General features: G+C 52.5%; 11 protein-coding genes. 9 read left to right on the top strand and 2 right to left on the bottom strand.

Annotated features, from left to right (window positions below):
• The first annotated feature begins 213 nt into the window (after positions 1 to 213).
• From KTH_RS29010 to KTH_RS29000, 3 genes are read left to right on the top strand one after another with little or no spacing between them, the layout of a single operon-like run.
• Entirely contained in the window at positions 214 to 1,716 is a 1,503-nt protein-coding gene (locus KTH_RS29010; RefSeq protein WP_211326073.1) for a Mur ligase family protein, read from the top strand.
• Positions 1,713 to 2,633 carry a type 1 glutamine amidotransferase gene (locus KTH_RS29005; protein ID WP_111320654.1) on the top strand — a complete coding sequence of 307 codons (921 nt, stop codon included), beginning with the start codon at positions 1,713 to 1,715 and terminating at the stop codon, positions 2,631 to 2,633. Before KTH_RS29010 ends, KTH_RS29005 begins: the two co-directional genes overlap by 4 nt.
• Before the next feature lie 29 nt (positions 2,634 to 2,662).
• Positions 2,663 to 3,298 (top strand): ClpX C4-type zinc finger protein, encoded by a 636-nt coding sequence (locus KTH_RS29000; RefSeq protein WP_497622351.1) that lies wholly within the window; start codon positions 2,663 to 2,665, stop codon positions 3,296 to 3,298.
• A gap of 73 nt (positions 3,299 to 3,371) precedes the next feature.
• Here the strand turns inward: KTH_RS29000 and hpf are convergent, their stop codons facing one another.
• The gene (gene hpf / locus KTH_RS28995; RefSeq protein WP_497622349.1) at positions 3,372 to 3,983 is read right to left on the bottom strand and encodes a ribosome hibernation-promoting factor, HPF/YfiA family; all 612 of its coding nucleotides are present in this window, start codon (positions 3,981 to 3,983) and stop codon (positions 3,372 to 3,374) included.
• Positions 3,984 to 4,520: 537 nt separating this feature from the next.
• Here hpf and KTH_RS28990 point away from each other — a divergent pair.
• Positions 4,521 to 4,784 carry a DUF6788 family protein gene (locus KTH_RS28990; RefSeq protein ID WP_371859985.1) on the top strand — a complete coding sequence of 88 codons (264 nt, stop codon included), beginning with the start codon at positions 4,521 to 4,523 and terminating at the stop codon, positions 4,782 to 4,784.
• A gap of 90 nt (positions 4,785 to 4,874) precedes the next feature.
• A complete protein-coding gene (nrdR, locus tag KTH_RS28985) occupies positions 4,875 to 5,360 on the top strand; it encodes a transcriptional regulator NrdR (RefSeq protein ID WP_111320648.1) in 486 nt (161 codons plus the stop codon).
• Between the two features lie 140 nt (positions 5,361 to 5,500).
• Here the strand turns inward: nrdR and KTH_RS28980 are convergent, their stop codons facing one another.
• Entirely contained in the window at positions 5,501 to 5,929 is a 429-nt protein-coding gene (locus tag KTH_RS28980; protein ID WP_111320646.1) for a Crp/Fnr family transcriptional regulator, read from the bottom strand.
• Positions 5,930 to 6,148: 219 nt separating this feature from the next.
• Here KTH_RS28980 and KTH_RS28975 point away from each other — a divergent pair, with 219 nt between their 5' ends.
• The 4 genes from KTH_RS28975 (at position 6,149) to KTH_RS28960 (ending at position 12,860) form a co-directional block, all read left to right on the top strand.
• Complete coding sequence (locus tag KTH_RS28975; RefSeq protein WP_111320644.1) at positions 6,149 to 8,395, top strand: tetratricopeptide repeat protein; 2,247 nt, start codon at positions 6,149 to 6,151, stop codon at positions 8,393 to 8,395.
• A gap of 362 nt (positions 8,396 to 8,757) precedes the next feature.
• Positions 8,758 to 9,537, top strand: a complete 780-nt coding sequence (locus KTH_RS28970; RefSeq protein WP_111320642.1) for a hypothetical protein — start codon at positions 8,758 to 8,760, stop codon at positions 9,535 to 9,537.
• 36 nt (positions 9,538 to 9,573) lie between these two features.
• Positions 9,574 to 11,010 carry a hypothetical protein gene (locus KTH_RS28965; RefSeq protein ID WP_111320640.1) on the top strand — a complete coding sequence of 479 codons (1,437 nt, stop codon included), beginning with the start codon at positions 9,574 to 9,576 and terminating at the stop codon, positions 11,008 to 11,010.
• Positions 11,011 to 11,168: 158 nt separating this feature from the next.
• Positions 11,169 to 12,860, top strand: a complete 1,692-nt coding sequence (locus tag KTH_RS28960; protein WP_111320638.1) for a peptide ABC transporter substrate-binding protein — start codon at positions 11,169 to 11,171, stop codon at positions 12,858 to 12,860.
• Positions 12,861 to 13,053: the final 193 nt, after the last annotated feature.

Raw genomic sequence — 13,053 nt, 5'->3', positions numbered from 1 at the left:
TGCATGCTATGCTGCATTCGATTGTACGTAATAGTAGAAAGTGCGCAGGCTCGGAGAAGCAACATGCGGAAATATCGTTCGTCTCGACGACATATAGAGCAGGAGCAAAAGCATCCTGAAGCTAGCACTGCTCCTTCCATTCGTCCAGTGAAGGAGAAAGTGAGACACTCACGACAGAAGCGAAAGCATAATCCCTTGAGGGCAGCTCTGGCTGTGACCGCGGGTCGTGCCTTTGGGGCAATCAGTCGACGCCTGCATCTGGGTGGGGGTACCAGCGTCCCCGGTGTGGTCGCACAACGTATGTATCCCGGGGTGGTCAGTTATCTGGCTGCGCAACTCGCATATGGCAGTCTGATGATCACCGGTACAAATGGGAAGACGACCACCAGCAATTTTGTTTCCTCTATCCTACGCGATGCGGGCCTGCGTGTCTGGAGAAACCGCGAGGGTTCAAATCTGATGCGCGGCATTGCCAGCTCTCTGGTCATCCGAGCACGCCCGACCGGCCGCTTACGCCGCTCAGGTCAGGCAATCTCCGTCTTTGAAGTTGATGAGGCCACCATTCCTCAAGCGCTCAATGAAATTTCGCCACGCATCATTGTGTTCAACAATCTCTTCCGGGATCAGCTCGACCGCTATGGTGAGGTTGATACAGTGCTCACCAACTGGCAGAAAGCGCTTGAACACCTCTCTCCCGAGACCATCCTTGTGCTCAATGCCGATGATCCCACTATTGCGCAGTTAGGCAACTCATTCAAGGGACAGATTGTTTATTTCGGTATCAATGATACGGCTCTCAATCTCCAATCTGAGCAGACAGGTGAACAGAATCATCAGGTAATCGATACGCGAACCTGCTCTCAATGCGGCCACGAGTATGAGTATGCAGTGCGCATTTACAGCCACCTCGGACACTATCGCTGTCCAAACTGCGGGCAGGAACGCGCGCAGCCACAGATCAGCGCAGTAGAGGTTCAAACAGAGGGCTTTGACCGCTATCGCATTCGTGTGCAGGCCCACGGTGAAGAACATACCCTGATCGTGCCGCTTCCCGGCCTCTATAACATTTATAATGCGCTGGCTGCTATCGCTGTCGCACGCACACTTGGTATTGACTGGGAGCCAATCGAAAATGGTATCGGGCAATCCAAGCCTGTCTTCGGGCGCGGCGAGCGTATTCAGGCTGATGGTAAAACCATTCGCCTCCTGCTTGCAAAAAACCCGACCGGCTTTAACGAGGTCCTTCGGACACTCTTCGCCGATCAAGAGAAACGCCATGTCCTCTTTGTGCTGAACGACAAAATCGCTGATGGGCAGGATGTCTCATGGATCTGGGATGTTGATTTTGAACGGGTGGTAGAGCATACCTCATCGCTGGTCCTGTCCGGCACCAGAGCACGCGATCTCGGGCTACGACTCAAGTACGCGGGCGTTCCAGAAGCCGAGATGGCGATTATCCCTTCGACGCCACTACGCCTGCAACGCGAAGAGAGAGGCAACAGCGCACGCCGCAAGAAGAAGACCGCCACGCCGATCACCATTGAGACCGCGACTCATCTCTATGGCCTGAAGCAGGCACTCGACCTGGCCCTTGAACAAACACCCACTGGTGAAACGCTGTTTATTGTTCCAACGTACACAGGTTTGCTAGAATTACATCATGAGTTAGAAGAGCGAGGCCTGACCTCTCGCTACTGGGAAGGAAGAGACGGATGACGCACGATTTCGTCAGACCTCTCACGTTAACATTGGGTCATCTCTACCCCGATCAGCTCAATCTCTATGGCGATCGCGGCAATATTATGACGCTTCAATATCGCTGCCAGATGCGCGGCATCCAGTTTCGTGCCGTTGGTCTGGGCATCGGTGACGCTCTCGCTCCTGATGAGTACGACATGCTCTTCATTGGTGGCGGGCAGGATAAGGAGCAGGCGCCGGTCGCTCAGGATCTCTATGAGCTTAAAGCCATTGGTCTATGGGCAGCCATTGAAGATGATATGCCCGTCCTGGCAGTCTGTGGGGGCTATCAGCTTCTTGCCCACTATTATCGTCCGGCGGAGGGTCCGGATATGCGAGGCCTGGGTGTCTTTGATGCCTGGACCATTCACAAGGGACCGCGTTCTCCACGCTGTATCGGCAATATCGCCCTGAGCTGGAATGGCTCAACGCTTGTAGGCTTTGAAAACCACGGCGGACGCACCTATCTGGGAACGGCCAAGCCTTTGGGAAAGGTACTCAAAGGCTCGGGCAACAATGCGGAAGATCGAACCGAGGGCGCGATCTATCGCAATGCCTATGGTACCTATCTGCACGGTTCCCTGCTACCAAAGAACCCTCACTTTGCCGATCATCTCATCTATCTGGCGCTCAAACGCAAATATGGGGAAGAGTACCTTTTAGCTATGGCAGGGCAAACAGAGCCGTCTGAAACCGCGGATCACGCAGCTCAAGGGCTACATCAGAATGGAACAGTCGCTCTGGCAGCCGAAAAGAAAACAGAAAATTCGCTAAAACCATCTGACATTCTTACACCTCTAGATGATAAACTAGAGTGGGAGGCACATGCGTATATACTTGAGCGTCTCGGATTACATAGTGCAGCCCTAACAGCTCTGAGTGCGTATAAAAAATAGCAAATGGGTTTCCCTGTAAGGATGGCGCTATGAGCACTGATCGGACTCAAGCCCGCTGCTCGTTCTGTGGCCGCCACACATCAGAGGTTCGTCGTATGGTGGCAGGCCCAGGAGCAGCTTACATCTGTGATGAATGCATCCATCTATGCACTGATATTCTGAATGATCCAACACCTTTTTCAACAAAGGCGCTGGAGCTGGCTTCACGTCCGCCAATTGTGGTAGCCGCTCCACGCCCACCAGATGAGGCACAAGCAGCGCATCCAACAATTGAAACTCCTCAACGCACACTTCTTCTGGAACAGGAACAGAAGCAACAGGGGATGACGCTGATCCTCCATCGCTTGCAGTTGTATCAGACATACTTTGAGCTCCACTTTCTCTGGATCAGGCCGCCCTTTAGCGCTGGCTTTTCCTTTGTTCCGCGTATTATCTTCTTCCTGCGCGATAATACCGGAGCGCAATGGCATGGCGACCGCGGCGGTATGATCCTTGCTCGGCCCGATCTTGCCAGCAGCCCTAGCAACGCGGTGTATCAGGGAAGTGCCCGCTTTCGTCCGCTGCCGAATCAGAATACCAGTACACTGACCATTCGTGCCGCTGAGCCACTGGGGCAGTTTGAGGACCCTCCTACCCGCCCGTGGCATTTTGAGATCACGCTGTAACCGTTAGATGAAAAACGGCACGAAAAAACTCCCCCGCGTGCCTGCGGGGGAGCTAAAAACGGATGATGTCCTCTTATACTTCTTCTAGCGCCGGGACAAGCAACCCGTATCCTTCATCATCGAGACGATACATAACATTCACACTATCGGTTTCCTGGTTATAAAACGGGAAGTAGGTGGCCCCTGTCCGTTCCATCTCAGCAATTACTTCCTGATCGTTCATCGGCCTTGTCGGCAAGCGGCGAATCTCTTTGATTCGCGACCAGATCTGTTCATTCTCCTGCTCGCCGACGCTTGTTTCCTCCCTTTCATTGCCCGCTTCAATCGCTGAAAGCTGTCCACTTCGTGAGAGTGCCAGCCGTTTCATTGGCGCACCTTTATGGCGCTTCGCCGTCTGACGCCCCTTCTGCTTCCCCAATTGCGCCTCAATTTTATCCAGCACAAGATCAAGCGCAGCACTGGTATTGAGAGCGCTGACCTTGCTACGAATGGCGTGGGAGCTGCCCGGCAGGCTAATCTGTACGGTATAGCGGTCCTTGCTGCTGCGAGTCTGTTCCTCACCTACAATCACTTCTACCCGGGCGTTATCGCCCACCAAACGGGCAAGGCGTCGGACCTTGCGTTCCACCTGTTGTCGGAGTTGCGGAGTTACAGGTAACTGTCGGCCTTCGATATTAATTTCCATATGCACTTCTCTTTCCATTCTTTTCATTCCTCAGTAGCCCTTCGTCGAGCCACTGCAACTGGCCGAAAAGGAAGTATGTTCTTTTATTATACCCTCTCAGGCGCGTGGATGTCTAACACAAGGAGGAACCCTACCCGTCCATGTTCCCGCGTCGTTCCCCTTTCGTCCAGACAATGCCCCTCATTATTTCCGCCCTTGTCTGTAACAAGCAGTAACAATGTTTCACATAGTTTGTGCATTGCAAAACAAAGCCGACACACTTTTTTCCATCGAAACCGCTCTCTTTCTCTTTTTCCTCCTATCTTCTCCATCATTTCTCAGATCTGAAAAAAGTGTAACCAATAGCTTTTCTAAGCTCTTCCAGATCTCACTTATTTCTAGAAGCCATTCTTCCAAAACCGCTCTTCTGGGCAAATGAATATTGATTCATATTAACATAGCACAACTTCATACAATATTCATTCATTAATGTTATGATACTAACAGTATCTCTAACATGCACTATCTTCTCAAGTTAGTGGAAGGGTTCAGTGGTTTATGCGTGAAATTCCAAGTGATCAGCATATTACATACCAGCTCCAATACAGAAAATGTGGTAAGTCATCTTGTAGTACCTGTAAGAATGGTCAGGGGCATGGACCGTACTGGTACGCATACTGGCGCGAGGGCTCTCGCCTGCGCTCAGGGTATATAGGAAAAGTGCATCCCGGTTTCCAGCAGACAGGCCTACAACAAACAGTCAGCAGAAGCCGATCCACCAAACTGGACCGCTTAAAACTCTCTTCTTCCGTAACCGTGTGATCCTATATCCTTCTCTCCTGTGCCTCCACTGCACCTGAGTGTGATAGAATATCCCTGTTAGTTCAGAAAACAGCATTGGAGGACATAGGGATGAAATGTCCTTACTGTGGAGGCACAGAGTCACGCGTCAAAGACTCACGTGACATTGGGGATGCAATTCATCGCAGACGTGAATGTGAACAGTGTAAGGGACGCTTCAGCACCTATGAGCGTGTGGAGAAGGTCCCGCTGATGGTGATCAAGCGCGATCAACGTCGGGAAACGTTTGACCGCCAGAAACTCGCAGCTGGTGTTCGCAAAGCCTGTGAGAAACGCCCCCTCCCCGCGGGGGATATTGAAAAAGCGATCGAAGAGATCGAACAGAAACTTGACCGCCTGGGCAAACAGGAGATCCCAAGCAGCGTTATTGGAGAGCTGGTCATGGAGCGCTTACGAGGTCTGGACAAAATCGCCTATATTCGTTTCGCCAGTGTCTATCGCTCTTTCGCCGATGTAGAAACGATGTTTGAGGAGATTCAAAAACTGCTACACCGAGATAAAGCGGAAAGCGAGCTTCAGACCCAGAAAGAAGAATAGAGCACCCTCCGGGCCGGGGGTGCTCTACCCGGTTCGACGCTTCTTACTTGTATAGTCAACAAAGGAATACAAGAGAAACGCTCTCTTTATGTGCTATGCACTCCAGACACAACATCCATAAAGAGGAGCGTACCAGGCTTCTAGTCGTGGCTACGAGACTCGGCCTTCCGCAGACGGCGGCTCAATACCGCGAGCATCTTCAGGGCAATATCGGGATGCGAGCGCAGAAAGTTGCGGAACTCCCAGACAGGTAGCAGGAATGCGGTCACATCCTCTTCCGCAGTCACAGAAGCAGAGCGAGGCAAATCATCAAGTAGAGCCATCTCGCCAAGCACGTCGCCAGGACCAGCAGTACCTAACGTTTCTTCCGCCCGATCTGGGTGAATTGCCTGCTCAATGCGCACTTTCCCGCTTTTAATGATATATAACCCCGAGCCTGCGTCCCCCTGCTTAAACAGGACTGAGCCCGCAGGGTATGTACGCTCCTGGCCGCTCTTCGCCAGATCCTTTAACTCTTTGGGACTGAGAGTGGAGAAGAGTTCTACGCGTGCAAGAATATCTTCATTCATGCCTCATGCTCCTTCATAACAAAGCTAGTGGTAAAATAAGAGGGAACGGGCCTACGCACTGTTCCTGATTTTGCACCGTATTTTACCACAAGAAAGCTACGGAAGATACCTGATTAGCAGGAGCTTTTTTGACTTTCTCCTATCGACGCACTACAATGAATTCAGTACTTCCGTGCTACAAAACAAATACCGACGCTCACCGTCTAGAGGATAGATTCTATGGCTATAGAAGACCAGGAAAAGCTCAAGAAAGATCGGCAACAGGCCGATAAGCGTATGCAAGATGGCTTCACAGCCTATAATGAAGGAAAAATAGACAAAGCAATTGAGGCTTTTGGGGACGCGGAAATCCGTTACCGCCTTGTCGGTGACTTCAAACGGGCCGGTGACAGCCGCTCGATGATTGCTGAAGCGCAGCGTGAAAACCACGCCCTGGAACAGGCTATCAATAGCTATCAGCGCGCGATCAAACACTATAAGCAGGCCAACCGCCCGCTAAATGAGGCCGCCTGTACCCTCTCTATCGGACATATCGAACGTCAACTCGCCCACCTGGATAAAGCCCAGGATGCATACATGTCCGCGCAGCACATGTATCGCACCCATCACAATGCTCAAGGACTCGGCAATACCTATCTCGCACTGGGGCATATCGAGTTTCAGCGCGGCAATCGCACCTACGCTACCGAGCACTATCAGGACGCGATCCGCTATTTTCATGAAGCCAATGACACAACCCACGAAGCAGATGCCAATCGCAGTCTTGCAGATATCCAGCGGCTTGAAGGTAACTACGATGCAGCATTGCACACCTATCAACAGGCTCTGGAAATCTATCAGCAGACAAAAGATCTGTTCGGCACCATTGACGCACAGCTCGGGCTGGCCCGCATCCATCTGGAACGCGAAGAACTCGACCAGGCCGCCGATCTCTATGCTGAAGCACTGAAAAATGCCTCTTCTCTGGAATACGAGCTCGGCACAGCAGATGCCAATCTGGGCCTTGCGGAAATTATGCTGAATCAGAATAATATTGATCAGGCGTTGATTGGCGCTCAATCCGCCCTGCAAGTCTACTCCGATCAGCAGAACGGCCTGGGCGCAGCGGAGGCCAGTAGCCTGCTTGGAGCAATCAACCTGCGTCGCGGTCAGCTTGGCTATGCGAACTCGCTGGTTGAGCGAGCGCTGCGGACCTTTAAGGCTGTAGCTTACCGCTTCGGGCTCGCGGATGCAACCGTGACGCTTGGCGAGATTCAACTCCGGCGAGGCTTCGCTGACCGCGCGCTGCAAACTTTCACCGACGGCGCAAATCAGGCGCACCAGCTCGGCAACACTCGCGCCGAGGTTCGAGCCTTGATCGGCGTCGCCTCAGTCTATCAGCATACAGGAAGAACGCCATCAGCCCGCAATGCCTATGCCGACGCTACCGAGCGCTGCGATACCATTTCCACTTCGGCAAATGCACACCTGAGGTCTCTGATCGAGATCGGTATGGCCCGACTTTCGATTTTTAGCGGTGATCTGCGCAGTGCCGAGAACCATTTACGCGGTGCCTTAGAGGCAGTGGGAGACAATGCACTCTCTGCTCATCTCAAACCTGCTATCGAGGTGCTGTATGGGCAGCTCTATCATACAGTTGGTGACTTTGCTCAGGCCTATCAGCATTTTACCACCGGCAAACAGCTTGCCGAACAATACCATGAGCCTCTTCAGGCTGCCCAGGCTGTGCTTGGCATCGGGCAAACATTGCTTGCACAGGATGAGCTGGACAAAGCCCTTGAAACACTGATGGATGCTGGTCGGCGCTTCCAACTGCTGGAAAGTGTTGACGGTGATGGCTATACTATGTTGGGTATTGCTCAGGTGAACATCGGCCAGAAGAACTGGGATGACGGCCTTGAGAATAGCGAAGCCGCGATCACGCGCTTTAAGCAAACAGCCGAGGCTCTCGGACTCGCGGACGCCTATCTGACTCGTGGCCTGGTGCGACGCGGTCAGAACGAGCTGGACGCCGCCTTGCAAGATTTCGAGCAGGCGCTTCATCTCTATCATCAGGCCCGACGCCCGCTCGGTGTGGTAGACACGCGCACCGCTCGCGCAGGTATCTACTTCTTGCGTGGTGATCTGGACAGAGCGCGCGACGAGCAGACGAAATCTATCACACAGGTAGAGAACGTCATGAACACCATCAGCAATCCTCAGCACTGGACACTGTTCCTTCGCCAGTATGCTGATCTCTATGCCCAGACCGCCATTACAGATATTCGACGCGGACAGGATGAACAGGCCAAAACCCTGCTTCAAAACTTCGCGCGCATCGCTGGCCCTCAGGAAATCATCCAGCGGATCCAACTCTACGAAGATGATATCCCGACCAGCGGCGAAGAGTTCACCGAAGAAGAGCTACAAGCGAATCAGGAACTCCTCAGGCGTATCGAAGCAATGAAGGCCGCGCTTCAGGGTTAGGAGAGTGCAGGGGATTGTAAACACCGGGTTGATCTGAGAGAATGTAGAGGCGCATTCTTGAGAAACTATTCCAGGATACACCTGTTCAAGGGAATGCAACAGGAGGTTTCAGCAGCGACACCACGCGCTTTCATGGAACGTGCAGTTCGGGGTCGCTCACACCCCTGTAGAGAGAGGAATGAGCCAGTACACCTCTCGCTCTCCTCTTGAGGATGAGTCTTGCAGTGGCCTCCGAGGCTGCTGAGGGCTAAAAAAAGAAAGACCGAACCAGGAAATAAAGACACAAACCAGGATTGGGATATACCAGGCACGCATCTTGTTCAAGATTGGCGTTGGCCTTGCAGCGGAGGAAATACAGCATTATGGCTATCCAGTTTTTGCGCGGAAATCCGCAAACACCAAAGGGGCATGCGATCCTTGTTGCTCGCAGCATGGGATTTGCCGGTGCAACCTATTGCACCTATTGTGTCGTACCGCCTATCCCTATGTCATCGATTGCGAAGTTCATTCCGCCTTTTCTGGCTGCACAGCTTCCAGCAGAGCAGCTTCAGGACACCGAGGTTTCGGCGGAAGGAATGCCCATTCCTCCTATTCTGGAGGAAGTCGATAATTTCGAGTATATTAAGGCGCTGGCAGAACATCGCGACGATGACCTGTGTGATATTGGCTCTATCAGTTCCAGGGATGACATGACCCGAATGCAGATGGCAATAGCGGGTAGCCAGGAATATACCAGCCTGTATATGGACTTTATTGCCCGAGTACAGCCTGAAAAAGCAGAGCCTGTCTCTGAACCGCTGACCCTCAATGAGATCGACCCGGAAGAGCTGTTCTTCCAGACTATGCCTGATCGTCAGAAGCTTGCCGAGCTTGGTAAACTCATAGGGACTGCCAGATATGCGATCGAGGGACACGATAGCGCCTTGCTTCAGGATACCAGGCGCAAAATGCAGCGCATAGTACACCTGCTTGCAGACAAATATCGCGGTTCAGATCTGGTTGCAGCCGCAATTGATCCCGACGAACGCGGGGCAAAACTGGCCGAACTCTATCTCAAACGAGCCTATAAGCTACTCGATGAGGAATATGCAGATATACCCGCTATCGAACGCTCTATTCGTGAGCTAAAAGAACAAGCCTGATCCTCAATTATCACGTATTTCTTAGGAGCTTATTTTATGGCACAAGTAGAAATGAGAGTGGACCTCTCACGACTTGTCAATGCACTTATTGCGAACAATCCTGATGAGATTATTGCTGCTTCACGGGAGCAGCTCCAAAATACGGATAACCCGGATACTCTACTCGGTCGTATTGGCATGATTGCCGTCCGGGGCGACCACGAAGGCCATCCATCGATTACCCTGGCCGCTGCCGCAATGCTGAGCCGTTGGGCCCGCTTTATGCCCGCACCGGTGGATTCAAATGTTCCGGCACGCGAACGGGTACTGCCTCTCTTCGTTCAGGCAGTCCGTCAAGCGGCAGCGGCTGTCCGTGCGGGTAACGATGTCCAGCCGCAGTATCCCGAGCCGTTCTTCCCGAGTGAGCTGCCCGAGGGTGAAACGGTCAATACAATGATGCACAAAGCCGTCCACAGTGACGATACTCAGCTTGCCGAGCGCTTGCTTTTCGGCCTCTATGGCTCCGGTGCTGACTATCGCACGATGGAGGTACGTGCCTATGAGGGTATCGCCGACACCTTCCAGAACAACGGCCATCAACAGCAGTTTGCTCTACGTGGCTTCCAGCTTCTCGATGCAGTTGAGTGGGGAGACCGTGCGCCAAACGTACTCCACTGGCTTGCTCCGCATTTGCCACTCAAGCCCCAGAACGACGAGCCAGAGTGGGCAAAGCAGGTTCGTGATTTCGCCAATAAACCAGAAAATAGCCTGGCAGCCGTCCGCACTCGGCTCGCACCCCCCAAAGAGGAGAGCGCCCTTGCCCTTCGCCAGACGCTCCGCAGCGACGTCGATACTATTCAAGTGTGCCGCGCCGTCAATGAGGCGATCATAAAGGGTGGCGCCAGTCCCCGTGCAACCGCTTCGGTGATCGCACTGGCCGCCGCGGATCTGCTGAACACAATTGGCGACGAGGACCGCGCTCTCTTCATCCGAGCCGCGCACGGTCTGCTCCTTGCCGCTGCCGTCCGCCAGATCTTTACCCGCGTCCAGGACGTTGAGGCGATGAAGCTGGTCTATCTCTCCGCGGCCTACATCAATGCACTGCACAAAGAGCTGGCACCGCAGGCACAACCCGCAGCACCCAAAGAGGCAGCCGCGAAAATCGTCGGTGGCGGCTTCATCGCGGGCTCACAGCTTGAAACTCTGCAAAAGCAGCTCGTCGAGGGAGATTACAGCGGAGCGCTGACTACCGCCCGCCGCTATCTTAAGATCGGGCATGATCCTCGCGCTCTCTTCGCCGCAGTTGGTATCGCCGCAGGCTACACCGATGCAAATGCCGATCAGGGCCATACTCTGCAAATCGTTCAGGCCGCCGCAGAAGAGTTCGTTGGCTGGCCGCGACAGCTTCAGGAAACTGACCGCGACAGCTTCATTCAGGCTGCGCTACGTGCCGCCGCATTTGGTCCTCGCGATTCCAGCCTCGCGGGCCTGTAAAGGCACATCTGCACACCTGTGATACCCGTCTGGCAAAGACAAGATGGAGAGGCACAAAATGCTAGTTGTGTCTCTCCTTTTGTTTTATAATGGTTGACCGGGAGGGCGTTTTCTCGCTCTCCTGAAGAGACCCTCTGGCTGTAAAGGAGATTGCCCTGATGCATGGAAAGAGGAAAACCTATCATACAGGCCCTCTTGTAGCGCTTTTTTGCCTGATCGGTCCTTTGCTTATGCTAAGCGCGTGCAGTCCCTGGGAGAGACTGGTCAAAGCGCCCGCCGATAAGCAGGTGCTGACACTTCCACAAACCGGGATTACAGATTTTGATACCCTTGATCCCGCACTGGCCCATGATGATGCCTCTATACGGGCCGTACAAATGCTCTACACCGGTTTAGTTCAATATAATGATAAAATGGAAATCGTGCCGCAACTCGCGCAATCCTGGAAGCAGGAAAGCGATGGCGTCACCTGGACCTTTCAATTGAAAAAAAATCTCACTTTTAGCAATGGGAAGCCTCTAACCTCCAAAGATGTCGCCTATAGTCTTGAACGCGCTTTAAAACCTGAAACCCAATCAACTGTTGCGCCACTCTACCTTGATCTTTTAAAAGACTCAGACAAACTTCTTGCCGGAACGATTGATACGCTTCTCGATGATAGTATTAAGACACCTGACGATGGAACCATTGTACTCATCGCAAAAGAGCCCGCAGCTTATTTCCTGGATCGCCTGACACTCCCCAGCGCCTCCGTTGTCAACAAAGAGTTGATTGACAAGTATGGCGCAAAATTTGTCGACCATCTGGCAGAGGGAGCGGGCGCAGGACCCTTCGTCGTCTCAAAATATGTTCGCGGTCAATCTATCACCTTTGTGCCTAACCAGCACTATTACAATACAAAACCACAACTGCAAAAAGTCGTCTTTTCCATCTATCACAGTCCAGAAGAAGCCTATAACGCGTACCTCAAAAAGTCCGTTGATATAGCACCTCTTCCCTTTTCGCGCTACACACAGGATAAGGGACGGGAAGACTTCCATCAGGTCAAGCAACTGTGGACGAACTATTATACGATGAACTATCTGGCCAAGCCCTTTCAAAACATCAGGATTCGGCAGGCCTTCGCTCTGGCGCTTGATAAAAAGGCCATTGCCGATCAGATCTGGCAGGGCAGCGTGATCCCAACAAACCATATTATCCCTGAAGGGATGCCCGGCTATAATCCAGACCTGCTTGGCCCGGATGGCACCCAGAATCTCAGCGGCAACGCCCAAAAAGCCAAAGAGCTCTTGCAGCAGGGCTTGAAGGAAGAACAGCTTTCCAGGCTGGAGCCGGTAACCCTCTCATATGCCACCGGGAACAAGCAGCTAGAGCAGGAAGCGCAGGAGATAGTCAAGCAATGGCAAAGCGTGCTTAATGTTACCGTGAAGGCTGAGGGACTCGACTATAACACGCTGCTGGATAGAATTACAGCCACGACTCACAATAGCCAGGGACTCCAGATCTGGGGCCTTTCATGGGTGGGAGAATATGCCTCCCCACAGAACTGGCTTACCTACCAGTTCGGAACAAAAGCGTTCAACAATAACATGAATTACGGCGTTACTCCGCAACAGAAAGAGCTACAACAGAAGCTGGCTCAGGCGGACAAAGAGAGCAACCCGGAGTCCCGCATGCAGACATATAAGCAGGCCGAACAACAACTGGTAAACGACGTTGCCTGGATTCCAATGGAACAATTCACCTCAACGTTCCTGCGCACACCTTATATCGTTGGCATGCCCGATACGCCCTCCGGGATCATTCCCCCTGATAGCTGGTCCAACATCTATCGCGTCGAGCCCGCCTAGACAGCACAGGGAGAGAGGCCTTTCAGTCCTTTCTCCCTTTTTCTTCTTTATCCTGATACTATTGCTTCTTTTACTTATATATCAATACGTTTATACTTTAGATTAACCTTCTATTTTTGCTATGTACCTGAATACTGAGAGATTCTATAAAGAGGAAACGTATATATATAAACATATTGAACATCTCTCTCAC

The organism is Thermosporothrix sp. COM3, assembly GCF_059696735.1.
Note: the sequence above shows the minus strand (reverse complement) of the source record. Positions and strands in the feature narration are given on the sequence as shown.